The organism is Methylomonas rosea (genome assembly GCF_024505055.1).
GTDB classification, from domain to species: Bacteria; Pseudomonadota; Gammaproteobacteria; order Methylococcales; family Methylomonadaceae; genus Methylomonas; species Methylomonas rosea.
The window spans coordinates 15244-30942 of record NZ_JANIBL010000014.1 but is presented as its reverse complement, the minus strand read 5'-3'; the positions used below and the strand labels follow the sequence as shown (position 1 = coordinate 30942).

Sequence of the window (15699 nt, the reverse complement as noted above, 5' to 3'; positions counted from 1 at the left end):
TCATGCCAGAACATGTCTATCAAAAAATCGAACTAACCGGCTCATCCAGCCTGGGCATCCAGCAAGCTATCGAAAACGCTGTCGCCAAAGCCGGCGAAACTGTCCAAAACATGCGTTGGTTTGAAGTGGTGGAAACTCGCGGTCATATCGACAACGGCAAGGTCGCGCATTGGCAGGTAACCATCAAAGTGGGTTACACGCTGCCGCATTAGGTCATGAGACGCCGCTAAAGCGAATATAACGCCTTAGCGGCGAGCCGGCGGCCCAGACAAAGGCCTCGGAGTAGTAATGCATCAAGGCCAAATAACCCAGAAAACCCAAAGTTACGGCTTTGTAGATTTGCGTCGAAAACAGGGTTTGTAGCAATAGATTTACCCATTCGTCGCCATAAGCCTGCAATAGATACGTCAAAACAAAGGATAACAGCGGCAACACTAACCAAATAGGCAGCCGTAGCGCCGTGGCCGCTCGGAACAAACCATTTTGTGGCTGTTCGCCGTGCCGATTCACATCGTGAGTCACGTAAAAACTATAAGCAGTAATGTCGTGTACTAAGCGCGGCATCAAGATCGCCAGAAAATAATACTGCTGACTGTACACATACCAACTGCTGGCAACCAGCAGAGTATTGGCCCACAGAAAATACAATCCAAATCGACTAGGAATATAGCGTTGACACCATAAGGTGCTCAGCAATAAACCCACGGTCAGCACGCCAGCAACCTGCAACACTAACGCCGCTTGCTCCGGCTCCAGGCTATTTTTTAGAAATATCCCCATGTAGATAAAAATCCCGGCACTAACGCTGAGCCACAATTGCAGATAAAACGCCCAACTCGGCAAGCGACATACCGCCTTGGCGATGCCGTGTTGCTGCTTCAAAACGTGATATACCGTCCAGCAGGCGGTAATGATGTAAAGCGCACGATAAGGAATAAATAAGCTGCCAATGCCGAAAAAAACCATGATGAACAAGGTCATGGCGATTAATTTGCTTTTAAAGGCTTGCAGATAGTCTTGATGGCTGACCAACAATAGATTGCTGGCGATGATATGCGGGGTACCAAATAAAATTTGAAACAACAAAAAATGCGTTGGGCTACTGGGCAGCAAATTGCGTAGCGCGAAATTAAAGCCGTACTTGTCTAGCCAAAGCACCACTAAGCACAGCGGTACAATCGCGTACAAACTCAGCAAAAAGCGGAAAGACACCGCCAGTTTATTGTTACTTTTTTGTTCGGGGAATGAAATGATCTGCGCAACCACGATGCCACCTTTTTATTATTTTTAGGCAGCGGCTATTATCACCATTTTGAGTAATCACTCAATATCTATTTGATTTTTAACCGGTAAAACGAACGGTAATGCTACATACGCTTGCCTTGCAAACCGCCAGTATGGATTGCCACTATCCGCTGCCCGGCGGGGAAATAGTCCCGCCGGATTAAATCGTAGAGCGCAAACAGCAATTTTCCGGTGTAGATTGGCTCCAATTCTATGCCGTACCGCTGTTGAAAGTCCTGCATAAACGCCAACAAAGCCGGCGTCGTTTTGGCAAATCCGCCGAAATGGTAACCCACTAAAATTCGCCAGTCAGCGTGACTAGTCATTCCCTGTTTATTCAGCAATTGCCCGACATCGTCGATTAGAAAGTCGCCACCTTTCAGCGCCGCCACGCCGATAACTCGACTGGTACGCGGCGAAGCAAGCAAGCCTGCCAAAGTGGTACCGGTGCCGCAGGCCACTGCCAAAGTATCGAAACCGATTTCGATTTCATCGACCAGTTCGGCAACGCCTTGCAATGCAAGGTCCGTGGCCCCGCCTTCCGGCAACCAATATTGGCCGGGCTGAAGTTCCGGCAAACTGTCGTAATCATGGTAATTACGTAATTGCCGGTAGTCGCTACGCGAAACAAAACGCAGCTGCATGCCCCAATCAAGCAGATCATGCAGCGTGGCATTCAGTTGTGCGGGCCTTTCGCCACGAATGTAGCCTATGGTTTTCAATCCCAAGGCTTTACCGCTAAAAGCCAAGGCGTGTAGATGATTGGAATATGCGCCGCCCATGCTGACGATGCTGTCGGCGCCAATGTGTAAGGCATGATTGAGGATATATTTGAGCTTGCGCCATTTATTGCCGGAGATAATCGGATGCAGTAAGTCGTCGCGCTTTATCCACAATTCCAACTGCCGGTCGGTTAATTCCGGGTCGTTAATCCTAGTTAGCGGCGAAGCAGCCAATTGCACCTGCAACACACTTAGACGCGGATGGAGACCGGTCACTGTGCCTGTTTGATGGCCCAAGCCACATCCGCAGCCTGACGATTGGCTTTGACATCATGAACCCGGAACATCTGCACCCCCGCCATTACCCCCAACGCGGTGGTTACGGCAGTCGCGGTGACCAATTCGGCCGGTTCGCTGACATTGCAAATACTACCCATGAAGCGCTTACGGCTGGTACCCAGCAACACCGGGTAACCCAACTCAACAAAACTGCGCAAATGCGCCAAAAGATCGATATTGTCTTGCTTACCTTTGCCAAAACCAATGCCGGGATCTATCGCGATATTTTTCGCCAACACGCCGGCCGCCAGTGCTTCAGCGATACGCTGTTGTAAAGCGGCGATTACATCGGCCAGCACATCGTCGTAATGCGGCTGATCCTGCATGGTTTTCGGAGTACCCTGCATATGCATCAGGATGATTGGAACTTGAGCGGATGCCGCAAAAGCCAACATATTGGGATCGCCCTGACCGGCCGAGACGTCGTTGATAATACTGGCACCCGCCACCACCGCTGCTGAAGCAACTTGGCTTAAAGTGGTATCTATGCTGATCTGAATTTGGGGATAGCTCGCACGGATCGCAGTAATCACCGGCACCACCCGGCGAATTTGCTCGTCCGCGGCAACGGGATCGGAACCGGGCCGAGTCGACTCGCCGCCGACGTCGATAATATCGGCACCCTCGGCTATCATTTTCTCAGCTTGTGCTATTGCTGCCGCCACACCGGTAAATTTACCGCCATCGGAAAAACTATCGGGGGTGACGTTGAGTATCCCCATCAGTTGGGGACTATTGACAGCGTTGAACATGTTTGAAAACTCCTCGATAGCAGCAAACGCGTAGTTTACCGTTGTCGAGTCGTTTTTAGAATTTACCGGCTACCGTTTTACGCTATGCCGATAACTGGCGGCCATCCCGCCCAGGGCAGGATGGCACTCAGTCGTTAAACTCTTAGTAGAGCTTTAGCAAGTTTTTCTGAAAGCTGCTCTTCAACAAATTGTGGTTCGTTAGGTGGATACAGTTCATCCTCCTCAATTTCAAACCCGCTTTCCTTAGCCAATAGCAGCATTTCCTTAATTTTGACGCAGGCTTTCAGTTTTTCTTTCAGCCCCTCATCGCCTTTGGCTTTTTCAGAAAATTCTTTGATGACCTTAATTGACATTGATAACTCCGTGATAACTCTGAAGGTTGGATAAAACTCAAAGTTATCTAAGCAAAATAACGGCCATTTTTTTAAAAGCCGTTATTTCTTTTGTAGTTCAAGGCATTACAAAAAAGGTGTCACCAAAAATGGCAGCTATTCACCTACAATTCATGCGGCATTTGTAGCAAATACAACAATTGTCGGTGCGTATAGACATAGCTAACGACAGTAAATCTTTAGCCTTGTGTAGCAACCGTACGATAAGCGGAATGGTAATACAGCAATGGATCACCTTCCCGGCACACCACACTATCGACTTCACCAATAATCACCCAATGGCTACCGGCCTGAACTTGTTGCACAACCCGGCATTCCAGTACTGCCAGGGCTTCGCTCAGAATCGGCGCCCCGTTTTCACCCGCTTGCCAGGCGATACTGGCAAAGCGCTGTTCTTGGGTAGTACTACCGGCAAATTGATTGGATACGTCTTCTTGCGCGCTATTAAGAATATTGACTGCAAAGCGGCGGCTTTCCAGCAAAGCCGCGCCGGTATCGGTCGCTTGATTCAAACATACCAGAATTTGCGGCGGCTCCAAGGACACGCTGCTAAACGCAGTCGCGGTCATGCCTCTGGGCTGATTGTCACGGCCCTGAGTCGTAACCACCGTTACGCCGCTGGCCCATAATTTAAGGGCATTTTTAAATTGTTTGGCTTCAACGCTCATAATTTTCTCTTAGATCCAATAGCGATAACACAGCATAGACGTCCAATTGTGCAATCAGTTTTTAGGACGCATATGCGGGAACAGCAGTACGTCGCGAATGCTTGGCGAGTTGGTGAACAGCATCACCAAACGATCTATGCCGATACCCTCCCCTGCGGTCGGTGGCATGCCGTGCTCCAGCGCGGTGATGTAATCGGCATCGAAATGCATGGCCTCGTTGTCGCCGGCTTCCTTTTCTTCTACCTGTTTTTGGAAGCGTTCGGCTTGGTCTTCGGCATCGTTCAACTCGGTAAAGCCGTTGGCGATCTCGCGGCCGCCGACGAAGAATTCGAAACGGTCGGTCACATGGGGATCGTTGTCGTTGCGCCGGGCCAGTGGTGAGACTTCCACAGGATAGGCGGTGATGAAAGTCGGGTTCATCAAGCGATGTTCGACGGTTTTTTCGAAAATCTCGATTTGCACTTTGCCCAAACCGTAACTGTCTTTGACCGGAATTTTCAGCTTCTCGGCTACTTTCACCGCCGCTTCGCGAGTGCTCAGGTCAGCCAGCGTCAATTCCGGATTGAAATGCAGGATCGATTCCAACACTGTCATCCGTGCGAACGGCTTACCGAAATCGTACTGATCGCCTTGATATTCGATCACCGAACTACCCACCACATCTTCAGCTATGCCTTTCAGCATCGCTTCGGTCAGATCCATCAAGTCACCATATTCCGCGTAGGCTTGGTAGAACTCCATCATCGTGAATTCGGGATTGTGGCGAGTCGACAGACCTTCGTTGCGGAAGTTGCGGTTGATCTCGAACACCCTCTCGAAACCACCGACCACCAAGCGTTTCAGATATAACTCCGGCGCGATACGTAGATACAGTTCCATATCTAACGCGTTATGGAACGTAGTAAACGGCCGCGCGGTGGCTCCGCCGGGGATGACCTGCATCATCGGTGTTTCCACTTCCAGGAAGTCGCGGGCGATCAAAAATTCGCGGATGTAATTGACGATTTTCGAACGCATCAGGAAAGTCTTGCGCGTCTCGTCACTCATGATCAAATCCAGATAACGCTGGCGATATTTGATCTCCTGATCGGCAATGCCATGAAACTTTTCCGGCAAGGGCCGCAGGGCTTTGGTCAGCAAGCGAATATCGTCCAGCCTAACGCTCAACTCGCCGACCTTGGTTTTAAACAAAGTACCTTCGGCTCCGACAATGTCACCAATATCCCATTTCTTGAACTGATCGTTGTATACGCCTTCCGGCAGATTGTCACGCGCCACATAAACCTGAATCTGCCCGGACATATCCTGCAAATGGCAAAAACTGGCCTTACCCATGATGCGACGCGTCATCATCCGTCCGGCAATCTTCACCCGAATCGGCTCGGCCAACAGCTCTTCTTCGGTTTTCTCGCCGTACTCGGCTAATAATTCACCGGCCACCACATTGCGCCGAAAATCAGTCGGGAATGCGATGCCTTCTTCGCGCAAGGCGTTTAGTTTTTCGCGGCGTTGTTTGATCTGTTCTTGTTCGTCGTGTTCGAGTTCTGACATTTTAGTAATCGATAAAATCAAATGTGGATCGGGTTTATGGAATTCAAGTTGATGATAGGCCTTGCCGAAAATCACTTAACGATACTAACTATCTCGCTAATGGCAACAAGCGTACCCTCTCGCGCAGTTCATCTGCAACGATCAGCGCCCCGTCGCTTAGCTCTCTTTCAAAGCGACGCAACAAGACAATTGCTCGCAACCCGAGAACATTAGGTGAAACATCATGCGTGCGTATTTGAAAAACGCTGGGGGATTCAGCATTGGTCAAGGCTAGTAAAGTGCCAAAATCAAGATCATGTGTAAAAACGATAGCATTTTGAGAACGCGCCCAGCCAAATAATTCCGTGTCTAAAGCATCAACTGCCCCCACGTCAATCCAGTGCACGGCATCGAAACCAGCCTCCACCAGCAGTGGCACCCAAGCTGGCGAAAGATTCATATCCAATAAGATTTTCATGCCGCCACAAGCGGCAGCTCAACTTCTTCGGATCTCCAAGCGGCATAACGTAAAGCTTCGGTTATATCTTCCGCTTCTAAATACGGGTATAAGTCAAGGATGTCTTTAAAGTTATAGCCACTGGCAATCAGACCGACAACGGTGCCAACTGTAACCCGAAGCCCGCGTAAGCAAGGCTTGCCACCCATGACAGCAGGATTGAAGGTGATTCGATCAAAATTCTTCATGTCGTCCTCACAAGCTCTCACTCGCACTTCGCAAATTACAATCCGCTCTTTAAGCTGGCCTCAATAAATTGATCCAGCGCCCCATCCAAGACTGCCTGGGTATTACCGGTTTCGACGTTGGTACGCAGATCTTTGATGCGGGATTGGTCCAATACGTAGGAACGAATCTGACTACCCCAACCTATATCCGATTTGGAATCTTCAATCGCTTGCAAGCCTTCGCTGCGTTTCAGCATTTCCATCTCATACAGCTTGGCTTTCAGCTGCTTCATCGCGGTATCTTTGTTTTTGTGCTGCGACCTATCGCTTTGGCATTGGGTCACAATGCCACTGGGGCCATGCGTAATCCGCACTGCCGATTCGGTCCGGTTGACGTGCTGGCCGCCGGCACCGCTGGCCCGATAAACGTCGATGCGCAAATCCGCAGGGTTAATATCCACTTCGATGTCATCATCGATTTCCGGTGAGACGAATACCGAGGCAAAAGAAGTGTGACGGCGGTTGCCGGAATCGAATGGCGACTTTCTCACCAACCTATGCACCCCGGTTTCGGTACGCAGCCAACCAAAGGCATACGGCCCTTCAAATTTGATGGTCGCACTCTTGATGCCGGCCACATCACCTGGCGATTCTTCGATTAACTCGGTTTTAAAGCCTTTCGCTTCGCCCCAACGCAAATACATGCGCTCTATCATTGATGCCCAGTCCTGTGCCTCGGTACCGCCGGAACCGGACTGGACGTCCAGGAAGGCGTTGTTAGCGTCCATCTCACCGGAGAACATCCGCTGAAACTCCAAGCCGGCCACTTGTTTTTCGTACTCTTCAAGATCGGCAGCGACGGTATCGACGGTTTCTTCGTCGTTTTCCTCCACCGCCATCAACAACAATTCTTCGGCGTCGGACAAACCTTGTTCCAATTCCAGAATGGTATTGACGATGCCTTCCAGCATCGCCCGCTCCTTACCCATGGCTTGCGCTTGCTCCGGCTTATTCCAGATAGCCGGATCTTCCAACTCGCGCAGCACCTCCACCAGGCGCTCGCTTTTACTGTCGAAATCAAGATAGGTTTTCAATCCGGCGCTACGTTCGCGGAGATCGGCTATCTTGTATTTAATCGGATTAATTTCTTGCATGAACTCTCAAAACCCAAGCGAATACCCCCAATGGGGCACTAGACGCCGGGCAGCCCCGGCGGTTAAAAGGGAGTGATTATAAACGATTAAGCAGCCGGCTTGGGCTTATGGTTTTTCAAGGCCCAAACGATACAGCCAATACCGGCCAGCACAAACGGTATGCTGAGTAATTGGCCGGTAGTGAACATCACACCGGTGTCGTACATGGCTTGCTCGGTTTTGAAGTATTCCAGGAAAAAACGCACAGTGAACAGCATGCTGATGAAACAACCGAACACAAAGCCTGGCTTATCGGCCTGCTTTTTATAGATCGCCAGTGAAATCAGATAAATCATCAGGTAACAAGCGCCTTCATAAAGCTGTACGGGGTGACGCGGCAGTGGATCTATCCGCGAAAACACCACGGCCCACGGTTGTTCGGAGGGAACCCCAAGAATCTCGGAATTAAAGAAATTCCCGACGCGGATTAGTGCACCAGCCAACGCGGTCGGAATACTGACTCTATCCAACAGCCAGAAATAACTATCGCCGTATTTGCGCCGGTAGAGATACAAAGCCAGGATGATACCCAGTGTGGCGCCGTGACTGGCCAAACCGCCTTCCCAAACGGCCAGAATCTTCAACGGATGCGACAAATAATAAGCCGGATCGTAGAGCATGGTATGCCCCAAACGCGCACCGACTATCGTCGCAATCACCATATACCAAAGCAGGGTGTCCAGCTCTTCGATGTTCTTGCCTTCGCGCTGGTAAATCCATTGCATGGTCAAAAAACTGCCTACAAAGCCGGATGCGAACATCAAGCCATACCAACGGATTTTCAGAAAGCCGAAATCGACAAGAATGGGGTCAATATTCCAAATAAAATGGTCCATGATTATGCGGGAAGTGATTACGGTTAAACGCGAAAGACGGTGAATTCTAACGCCGGCTGGTTTTTTTCGCTTTTTATCTTTCGCCCGTCGCCTAGTTCATCTTGGATCGGATACTTGTATTCTGCCTTCAACTATCCGTACCGGAAAGGTCGCAACATCTTCATACGCGGGTGCGCATTTGACGGCACCGGTTTTTACACAAAATCGGGCACCATGGCGCGGACAGACGATTTCATCGCCATCCAACTCGCCGCTGGCTATTTCGGCACCATCATGTGTGCAAACGTCTTCAATCGCGTAGTATTGATCGTCGATTTTAAAAATCGCCACATCGGTACCGTCAACATCGACTAGCACATGCTCGCCGTTGGCCAGTGCCGATTCGGCCACCACATCAATCCAATCGCTCATATTTGCCTCGTTTGGGTTTAAGTTTTGTCTGCAAGTTATTTCAGATAAACGTCGTATCTGAGCAACTTGCCTTGGTAGTTTTCGCTGGGTTTGCCGCCCAGCGGTTCTGCATAATCGGGGCTTTTAACTACTACGCGCTTACCCGCCGCCTGCCATGCCGCCTGAAACAAATCGGCCCTGTCCAGGTCGTCGCCTAAAATTTCGCGGAGGATAGCCATTGATTTGCGCGTCGCTGCGGTTTGCTTACGTTTGGGAGGAAACATGGGGTCGAGATAAATGCAATCGGGCGCTTGCGACAAACCACCCAGTAACTCGATGGCATTACCGACCATTAACTCGGGCGGCTGCAATTGCCGATTTTGCATCCAATCTTTTTGCGCCAAACGCTGAAAACCATCCTTGATCAATTCGGCCATTACCGGCGAGCGCTCGATGCACTGTACCTCATAGCCCATGCGAAACAAGGCCAAACTATCCTGCGACCAGCCCGTTGTGGCATCGATGACAGTTTTGGTTTTCTTGCCTATCGCCTGCGCTAACAAGTCTTTTTTGGGGGCGGGATAGGAGTGTTGCTCGCCGGGGCGCGGATCGACATCGACCGCCAAACCGCCTTTTTTCAGGGTCTGTTTATCCAATAACTTCAGACAAGCATCCCGATAACAAAGGAAAAACGCTTGCGGGGATTCGGCGGATAGCTCTTGGAATGCCAGCAAGGGCCAGCCCAAACGCTGGGCAAGCGCCTGACTGGCGGCCAACGCCGAGTCCTCAGCATAGACCACCGCGCCTTGTTCGGACAAACTCGCCACGCGCGATAACTTACTCGGTGGAAATCGACTGGGCTTCGTTTTTTAAGGCAGCATCTAAAGTATGCCAAGCCAGCGTGGCACATTTCACTCGCGCCGGATACTCGCGCACGCCCGCTAAAACCGCCAATTTACCAATCGCTTCCAGATTAATATCTTCGGTTTTGCCGGTGGTCATTTCATGAAACTGCTTGAACAAGGTATCGGCCTCAGCTTCCGTTTTACCTTTGACGATTTCAGTCATTAATGACACCGACGCCGTCGAAATGGCGCAACCGGAGCCTTGGAAACTGGCATCGCTGATGACGTGATCATCAATTTTCAAAAACAAAGTCAGCCTATCGCCGCACAAGGGATTAAAGCCTTCCACCTGTCGATTGGCATTGTCCATCACCCGAAAATTGCGGGGATTGCGGTTGTGATCGAATATAACCTCTTGGTATAGATCGCGTAAATCTTCAAACATTAGCCGAACACCTCTATTAGGGATTTGATGCCTTGCATCAACACATCGATTTCTTGGCGGGTATTGTACATGGCAAATGAAGCCCGCGCCGTGGCGGGTACGCCGTAAAAGTCCATCACCGGCATCGCGCAGTGGTGGCCAGCCCGAATTGCGATACCCAAACTATCCAGCATGGTGCCGATATCGTGCGGATGAATACGATCGAGTGTGAAGGACAAAATGCCGCCCTTATGTGCCGCTTGCCCGATGATGTTGAGGCCTTTGATCTGCTCGGCTTGCTGGGTGGCGTAATCCAGCAACTCGGCTTCGTAAGCGGCGATATTATCCATGCCGATGGCAGTGACGTAATCGATGGCCGCGCCCAAACCAATGATTTCAGCAATAGCCGGGGTGCCGGCTTCGAACTTATGCGGCAGGCCGGCGTATTCGGTTTTTGCGAACGTCACTTGCCGAATCATATCGCCGCCGCCTTGATAGGGCGGCATGGCTTCCAACAATGCCTGCTTGCCATACAGCACACCGGTGCCCGATGGCCCATAAAGCTTGTGACCGGAGAACACGTAAAAGTCGCAATCCAGGGCTTGCACGTCCACCGCCATATGCGGAATCGCCTGCGCGCCGTCCAGTAATACCGGAATGCCTTTAGCGTGGGCCGCGGCGATAATTTTTTCCACAGGGTTGATCGTACCCAAGGCGTTGGACATTTGGGTGATGGCCACCAGCTTGGTTTTGTCGTTCAGCAATTGCTCAAACGCGCCGAACAGTAATTCACCCTGTTGATTCATCGGTGCCACACGCAATACCGCGCCAATCTGCTGACAGAGCATTTGCCACGGCACGATATTGGCGTGATGCTCCATCGCACTGATGACAATTTCATCGCCGGCTTGCAGTTGCGATTTACCGTAACTCTGCGCCACCAGATTAATCGCTTCGGTGGCACCGCGCACGAAGATAATTTCTTTGGTATTGGTGGCATTGATAAACGCCCTGACCTTTTCCCGAGCGCCTTCAAATTTGTCCGTAGCCCGGACGCTTAAAGTGTGGACGCCACGATGGATATTGGCGTATTCGTGGCTGTAGGTATGCACAATACTGTCGATCACCGCTTGCGGCTTCTGACAGCTGGCGGCGTTATCCAAATAAACCAAAGGCTTGTTACGAATGGTTTCGCCGAGGATAGGAAAATCGGCGCGGATTTGTTCTACTGGAAATATACTCATCGTTAACTAATTGGTTTAATTGATTTCGTTATTACTAAACACTAGAATCGAGAAAGTCGATTCGCTAATGGATAAAAACTATGGTCGCCGTCTTTCCGCAAAAACACCTCACCGACATAGCCGAGTGGCATCGCATGGGCGAGGCCGGAATTTTTCCGCCCGAAAGCCACTTAGAACTGATTGAAGGAGAGATACTGCATATGGCACCAATAGGATTTAATCATGCTGGGCATGTTAACCGGCTCAACAGTTTTCTTACTTTACTTACTCACGGTCAAGCAATTCCCAGCGTACAAAATCCGGTACAACTTGGTGATCTTTCCGAACCACAGCCCGATTTCCTATTGTTACGTCCAGAGCCCAGTTTCTATAGCTCGCGTCACCCCGACGCCGCGGATGTTATTTTACTGGTCGAGGTTTCCGATAGCACCCTGCGCTTTGACCGCCAGCAAAAACTGCGTTTGTACGCCAGCCACAACATCCCAGAATACTGGATCGTCAACCTGATCGATAATTGCCTGGAAGTGTATCGACAACCCCAAGACGGCGACTATCTGGATAAATCCGTGCTAACAAAAGCCGATAGCCTTAATTTAGCGGCCTTACCAGAGCTTCAAGTTTCAGTCGCTTCGATCTTATAAACTGATCGCCGGAAACCGCTCCAACAACTCTTTCAGCAGCAAGGCCTTTAATTCGGCGTTCTCGACTTTATCCACCATCTCATTGGCAAACGCAAACGTCAGAATGTTTCTGGCCGCCTCTTCATCAAGACCGCGCGATTGCAGATAAAACACCGATTTTTCCTCCAACTGCCCCACCGTGACACCGTGCGAACATTTCACATCATCGGCATAAATCTCCAACTGCGGTTTGGTGTCCACTTCGGCATCTGCCGATAACAGCAGGTTGCGGTTATTCATTTCTGAATCGGTGCGCTGTGCATCCTCCGCCACGACCACCCGGCCTTGAAACACCCCGCGCGCCTTGTTATCCAGCACACCTTTGTAAAATTCGCGACTGATGCCATGCGGTTTTAGATGGTTGATACGGGTGTGATTGTCGATGTGTTGGCGCTTGCTCGCCACAAACAAACCGTTCAACGAGCATTCCGCCGCCGTATCCAAATCACTGTGAATATCGCTGCGCGCCAAGCCACTGCCCAACGCAAAATTGTGATGGTTAAAGCGACTATCACGGCCCTGCTTCACGTAAGTACCACCAAAATGCTGAGCTTTTTCCGCTTCAAGCTGCACTTTATACAACGTCAATCCCGCATTATTGCCCAACAAACATTCATTGACCGAGGCGGTGAAATAGCTATCGACGCTGCCGACAAAAGTTTCGATCACTTCCGCTTCGGCTTGCTCATTCAGGACCACTAAATTCCGGGTTGCTGACAGCGCGTCGGTTTGGGTAACCACGTGCAGAATCTGCAAGGGCTTGGCCAATTGCTGGTTAGCCGCCGCTTCGATCACTACACCGTCGGCAAACCAGGCATTATTGAACGCCACCAAATTATGTTCGGCACTGGTCACAGCTTGTCCCAAACGGCTTTCCAGCCAGGCTGGACGGTCTTGCAAAGCTTGTTTCAGACTGGAAACAGATACCTGGCCTGACAAGTCTTGCAGGCGCGACAGAGACGCGGAAAACTGGCCGTTGACCAACACCACACTCGAGGCATCGTCCAAGCGGTATTGGTTTAACCAATCCTCATCAACTGTCTGGCTAGCGCTGGGGGCAAACAGGGTTTTATTCAGTGCCGACAGATTGGTATACCGCCACTCTTCCTCGCGATTGCCAGGAAAACCGCTGACACCAAACACCTGCAAAGCCTGCTGTCTAAAGCCTTGCAACCAAGGCAAGTCCAGCCCCGGCAAACTCGCCGCCAAGCCGGAATAGTCTGTTAAATATGCTGCGCCGCTCATGCCGCTTGCCCTTCCAGCCAGCTATAACCACGTTCTTCCAACTCCAATGCCAGTTCCGGTCCACCGGATTTAACAATCTTGCCATCGGCCAGCACGTGCACCACGTCCGGCTTGATGTAGTCCAGTAAGCGTTGGTAGTGGGTGATCATCAAGAACGAGCGCTCGGCGTTACGCAAGGAATTGACACCTTCGGAGACGATACGCAAAGCATCGATATCCAAACCGGAATCCGTTTCATCGAGGATACACAGTTTCGGTTCCAAGATCGCTGCCTGCAAAATCTCGTTACGCTTTTTCTCGCCACCAGAAAAACCTTCGTTAACCGCGCGGTACAAAAACTTCTCGTCCATCTGCAACAATTTGACCTTGCTTTTCACAATCGTCAGAAAATCCATCGCATCCACTTCCGGCAGACCTTGATGCTTGCGCATCGCATTCAGAGCGGCTTTCAAAAGATAGATATTGCTGACACCGGGAATTTCCACCGGATATTGAAACGCCAGGAAAACACCTTCGCGGGCGCGGATTTCCGGGGCCAGTTCCAGCAAGTCTTTGCCGTTATACATCACACTGCCTTCGGTGACCGTGTAACCGGCTTTACCGGACAACACATGCGACAAAGTACTCTTGCCGGCGCCGTTGGGGCCCATGATAGCGTGAACTTCGCCTGGGTTTATGTCCAGGGTTAGGCCTTTTAATATGGGTTTGTCGTTGATGGTTACGTGGAGATTTTTTATGCTGAGCATGATTAATTACCTAAAATATACGTTTAAACTGTTCTTTTATTTGCTTAGACTGATACTCCATTTCTGGAAATAATACAGCCTCAGATATACCAAACAAAGCCAGCTCTTCAATCAGTTTTTCCTTATGTTCACGTTTAATTTTTATCTTTAACAAGGAAGGTTCGCACTCTTCCATTTTATTAGTCTTAACAAATAGCTCTGGTCTTTTGCTTTCAACATTAAAAAAATACTTACCTCCATGCAGAGTAAAACAACCATGTTGCTGCCTTATTCTGTTGTTTAAATATGATGGCTTAAACCTAAATACTTTAGAAAATAAACCTTCCATATTCGAATGAGCTACCCCTTTTATACACGGCATAGGCTAAACTTCCATAAATGATTTAAGTTCATGTTGACCATTAACAACATTGTTAAAATGAGAATAATCAGCTTTCCACTCCGTGATAGACGCACCATTAATCTTTGTATAATTACCAAAACTTTTCGACGCCACTTCTACTAGATCCTGATAAAACAAACTTACATTTTTAGCAAGAACCAAAGCTTCCATGCATGAGTAAAAATAGTGTGTAGTAGAAAAAACGGAATTCGGGTTAAATGAAAAAACCGCTCCATCCTTATCGTTATCTTTATTGCAACAAAAATATAAAGCCACAAGCAAATTAGTTGACCAATCAAGCAATCTCGTCGGCAGTCCGTAATGCTGCATGAGTGTAAGCCACTCAAAAACGCTTACATGCTTCTTGGAGTGTTCTGGATGCCTTCTAATGAACTCATCAATCATTTGAGCTTCGTCATAAAAACAATCTTTGCCACCGTCTTTTCTAAAAATAGTTGGTGTTAATTCATGACTATAATCTGGCTGCCCACGAAACCATATATCACCATAAATATTGCAAAAATTTTTATTCTCTTTTATTACAGAAACTACGTCAGAGATACAATTAATTTCATACTCACATTCTTTCATGTTTAGGGCCGTAAGCTGAATAAAGCAATTCGAAACTCAGTATAAAATTAGTTAGTCATTAAAGTTTCGCTAACGCGAAGCCCTTTTTAAACGTCGGTTCTCGCACCGACAGGCGAGATACTTTTCTTTGCTTGTCCAAAGAAAAGTATCCAAAAGAAAAGACCCCCGGATGCCGCATATTCCCTGCGCTCCTCGCTTTTGAACGGGGTTGCCGAAAGGGGCTTCCTGCCCCTTCGGCAACGTGCGGCACCCATGCCGCACCCCTGCGGGCTAATCCGTCCAAAAGCTCCGGTGCTCGGCTCGGCATACGGGGCCAAAACCATCAGCCTCAAAAAACATTCCCAACTGTTAAAACTCATTAATTACGTAGGTTGGGTTAGCTCGATAGAGCGTAACCCAACAATTCGAAGCCAACGTGTTGGGTTACGGCTAATGCCTAACCCAACCTACATTTAGTTTTTAAATCTGTTACTTATCTTCAATCTCGCGACGGGGTTGGTCCCGTTATTCCGCCCCGAGCATCGCAGCTTTTGGCGAGATCGGCCCGCAGGGGAGCGGCAGGGATGCCGCTCGTTTTCGGAGGGCCAAGGATGGCCCTTCCGAAAACCCTCGCCAAAAGCGACAAATTTGCCTGGAGCAAATTTGAACAGCCGATAGGCTGGCCCGCAGGGCGAAAACCATGGATGGTTTTCGTAAAGCGCAGGATTAAGGCGGAATTCCGGGTGGCCTTTTCTTTGGATACTTTCTTTTGG

General features: G+C 49.6%; 20 protein-coding genes. 2 read left to right on the top strand and 18 right to left on the bottom strand.

The window, feature by feature from the left end; genetic code table 11:
* Window positions 1-2: 2 nt before the first annotated feature.
* A complete protein-coding gene (locus NP589_RS06385) occupies window positions 3-212 on the top strand; it encodes a dodecin (RefSeq protein WP_256606228.1) in 210 nt (69 codons plus the stop codon).
* 1 nt (window position 213) lies between these two features.
* Here NP589_RS06385 and NP589_RS06380 read toward each other — a convergent pair whose 3' ends face one another.
* From NP589_RS06380 to NP589_RS06315, 14 genes are all read right to left on the bottom strand, one after another.
* Window positions 214-1266 carry a hypothetical protein gene (locus NP589_RS06380; RefSeq protein WP_256606227.1) on the bottom strand — a complete coding sequence of 351 codons (1053 nt, stop codon included), beginning with the start codon at window positions 1264-1266 and terminating at the stop codon, window positions 214-216.
* Between the two features lie 101 nt (window positions 1267-1367).
* The gene (locus NP589_RS06375; protein ID WP_256606226.1) at window positions 1368-2282 is read right to left on the bottom strand and encodes a 1-aminocyclopropane-1-carboxylate deaminase/D-cysteine desulfhydrase; all 915 of its coding nucleotides are present in this window, start codon (window positions 2280-2282) and stop codon (window positions 1368-1370) included.
* On the bottom strand, window positions 2279-3097 hold the full coding sequence (gene folP, locus NP589_RS06370) for a dihydropteroate synthase (protein ID WP_256606225.1): 819 nt from the start codon (window positions 3095-3097) through the stop codon (window positions 2279-2281). The genes NP589_RS06375 and folP overlap by 4 nt, the downstream gene beginning before the upstream one ends.
* Window positions 3098-3231: 134 nt before the next feature.
* Window positions 3232-3450, bottom strand: a complete 219-nt coding sequence (locus NP589_RS06365; protein WP_020482391.1) for a Nif11-like leader peptide family natural product precursor — start codon at window positions 3448-3450, stop codon at window positions 3232-3234.
* A gap of 218 nt (window positions 3451-3668) precedes the next feature.
* A complete protein-coding gene (locus NP589_RS06360) occupies window positions 3669-4157 on the bottom strand; it encodes a flavin reductase family protein (protein WP_256606224.1) in 489 nt (162 codons plus the stop codon).
* A 54-nt stretch (window positions 4158-4211) separates the two neighbouring features.
* Window positions 4212-5708 (bottom strand): lysine--tRNA ligase, encoded by a 1497-nt coding sequence (gene lysS / locus NP589_RS06355; protein ID WP_256606223.1) that lies wholly within the window; start codon window positions 5706-5708, stop codon window positions 4212-4214.
* 88 nt (window positions 5709-5796) lie between these two features.
* A complete protein-coding gene (locus NP589_RS06350; RefSeq protein ID WP_256606222.1) occupies window positions 5797-6165 on the bottom strand; it encodes a DUF5615 family PIN-like protein in 369 nt (122 codons plus the stop codon).
* On the bottom strand, window positions 6162-6392 hold the full coding sequence (locus NP589_RS06345; RefSeq protein WP_256606221.1) for a DUF433 domain-containing protein: 231 nt from the start codon (window positions 6390-6392) through the stop codon (window positions 6162-6164). Before NP589_RS06345 ends, NP589_RS06350 begins: the two co-directional genes overlap by 4 nt.
* A 35-nt stretch (window positions 6393-6427) precedes the next feature.
* On the bottom strand, window positions 6428-7525 hold the full coding sequence (prfB, locus tag NP589_RS06340; protein WP_256606220.1) for a peptide chain release factor 2: 1098 nt from the start codon (window positions 7523-7525) through the stop codon (window positions 6428-6430).
* An 86-nt stretch (window positions 7526-7611) separates the two neighbouring features.
* Window positions 7612-8400, bottom strand: coding sequence for a prolipoprotein diacylglyceryl transferase (lgt, locus tag NP589_RS06335; protein ID WP_256606219.1), 789 nt, complete (start codon window positions 8398-8400; stop codon window positions 7612-7614).
* Between the two features lie 96 nt (window positions 8401-8496).
* Window positions 8497-8811: a non-heme iron oxygenase ferredoxin subunit gene (locus tag NP589_RS06330; RefSeq protein WP_256606218.1), complete on the bottom strand. Its 315-nt coding sequence runs from the start codon at window positions 8809-8811 to the stop codon at window positions 8497-8499.
* A 35-nt stretch (window positions 8812-8846) separates the two neighbouring features.
* Complete coding sequence (locus tag NP589_RS06325; RefSeq protein ID WP_371929650.1) at window positions 8847-9617, bottom strand: class I SAM-dependent methyltransferase; 771 nt, start codon at window positions 9615-9617, stop codon at window positions 8847-8849.
* Between the two features lie 10 nt (window positions 9618-9627).
* A complete protein-coding gene (gene sufU, locus NP589_RS06320; RefSeq protein ID WP_256606217.1) occupies window positions 9628-10080 on the bottom strand; it encodes a Fe-S cluster assembly sulfur transfer protein SufU in 453 nt (150 codons plus the stop codon).
* Window positions 10080-11303 carry a cysteine desulfurase gene (locus NP589_RS06315; protein WP_256606216.1) on the bottom strand — a complete coding sequence of 408 codons (1224 nt, stop codon included), beginning with the start codon at window positions 11301-11303 and terminating at the stop codon, window positions 10080-10082. Before NP589_RS06315 ends, sufU begins: the two co-directional genes overlap by 1 nt.
* A gap of 80 nt (window positions 11304-11383) precedes the next feature.
* On the opposite strand from NP589_RS06315, the gene NP589_RS06310 reads away from it, so the two are divergent.
* Window positions 11384-11944, top strand: coding sequence for a Uma2 family endonuclease (locus tag NP589_RS06310; protein WP_256606215.1), 561 nt, complete (start codon window positions 11384-11386; stop codon window positions 11942-11944).
* On the opposite strand, the gene sufD is transcribed toward NP589_RS06310, so the two are convergent.
* The 4 genes from sufD to NP589_RS06290 are packed head-to-tail and all read right to left on the bottom strand — an operon-like array spanning window position 11939 to window position 14947.
* On the bottom strand, window positions 11939-13228 hold the full coding sequence (sufD, locus tag NP589_RS06305) for a Fe-S cluster assembly protein SufD (protein ID WP_256606214.1): 1290 nt from the start codon (window positions 13226-13228) through the stop codon (window positions 11939-11941). The genes NP589_RS06310 and sufD overlap by 6 nt on opposite strands.
* The gene (sufC, locus tag NP589_RS06300; RefSeq protein WP_256606213.1) at window positions 13225-13974 is read right to left on the bottom strand and encodes a Fe-S cluster assembly ATPase SufC; all 750 of its coding nucleotides are present in this window, start codon (window positions 13972-13974) and stop codon (window positions 13225-13227) included. Before sufC ends, sufD begins: the two co-directional genes overlap by 4 nt.
* A gap of 10 nt (window positions 13975-13984) precedes the next feature.
* Entirely contained in the window at window positions 13985-14302 is a 318-nt protein-coding gene (locus NP589_RS06295; protein WP_256606212.1) for a hypothetical protein, read from the bottom strand.
* 36 nt (window positions 14303-14338) lie between these two features.
* Window positions 14339-14947, bottom strand: a complete 609-nt coding sequence (locus NP589_RS06290; protein WP_256606211.1) for an FRG domain-containing protein — start codon at window positions 14945-14947, stop codon at window positions 14339-14341.
* Between the last annotated feature and the right edge of the window lie 752 nt (window positions 14948-15699).

What these genes read in the sequence shown, in the direction of transcription:
- NP589_RS06385 (WP_256606228.1), top strand. Translation starts at nt 3, where the DNA reads ATGCCAGAACATGTCTATCAAAAAATCGAACTAACCGGCTCATCCAGC.
- folP (WP_256606225.1), bottom strand. Translation starts at nt 3,097, where the DNA reads ATGTTCAACGCTGTCAATAGTCCCCAACTGATGGGGATACTCAACGTC.
- NP589_RS06365 (WP_020482391.1), bottom strand. Translation starts at nt 3,450, where the DNA reads ATGTCAATTAAGGTCATCAAAGAATTTTCTGAAAAAGCCAAAGGCGAT.
- NP589_RS06360 (WP_256606224.1), bottom strand. Translation starts at nt 4,157, where the DNA reads ATGAGCGTTGAAGCCAAACAATTTAAAAATGCCCTTAAATTATGGGCC.
- lysS (WP_256606223.1), bottom strand. Translation starts at nt 5,708, where the DNA reads ATGTCAGAACTCGAACACGACGAACAAGAACAGATCAAACAACGCCGC.
- NP589_RS06350 (WP_256606222.1), bottom strand. Translation starts at nt 6,165, where the DNA reads ATGAAAATCTTATTGGATATGAATCTTTCGCCAGCTTGGGTGCCACTG.
- NP589_RS06345 (WP_256606221.1), bottom strand. Translation starts at nt 6,392, where the DNA reads ATGAAGAATTTTGATCGAATCACCTTCAATCCTGCTGTCATGGGTGGC.
- prfB (WP_256606220.1), bottom strand. Translation starts at nt 7,525, where the DNA reads ATGCAAGAAATTAATCCGATTAAATACAAGATAGCCGATCTCCGCGAA.
- lgt (WP_256606219.1), bottom strand. Translation starts at nt 8,400, where the DNA reads ATGGACCATTTTATTTGGAATATTGACCCCATTCTTGTCGATTTCGGC.
- NP589_RS06330 (WP_256606218.1), bottom strand. Translation starts at nt 8,811, where the DNA reads ATGAGCGATTGGATTGATGTGGTGGCCGAATCGGCACTGGCCAACGGC.
- sufU (WP_256606217.1), bottom strand. Translation starts at nt 10,080, where the DNA reads ATGTTTGAAGATTTACGCGATCTATACCAAGAGGTTATATTCGATCAC.
- NP589_RS06315 (WP_256606216.1), bottom strand. Translation starts at nt 11,303, where the DNA reads ATGAGTATATTTCCAGTAGAACAAATCCGCGCCGATTTTCCTATCCTC.
- NP589_RS06310 (WP_256606215.1), top strand. Translation starts at nt 11,384, where the DNA reads ATGGTCGCCGTCTTTCCGCAAAAACACCTCACCGACATAGCCGAGTGG.
- sufD (WP_256606214.1), bottom strand. Translation starts at nt 13,228, where the DNA reads ATGAGCGGCGCAGCATATTTAACAGACTATTCCGGCTTGGCGGCGAGT.
- sufC (WP_256606213.1), bottom strand. Translation starts at nt 13,974, where the DNA reads ATGCTCAGCATAAAAAATCTCCACGTAACCATCAACGACAAACCCATA.
- NP589_RS06295 (WP_256606212.1), bottom strand. Translation starts at nt 14,302, where the DNA reads ATGGAAGGTTTATTTTCTAAAGTATTTAGGTTTAAGCCATCATATTTA.
- NP589_RS06290 (WP_256606211.1), bottom strand. Translation starts at nt 14,947, where the DNA reads ATGAAAGAATGTGAGTATGAAATTAATTGTATCTCTGACGTAGTTTCT.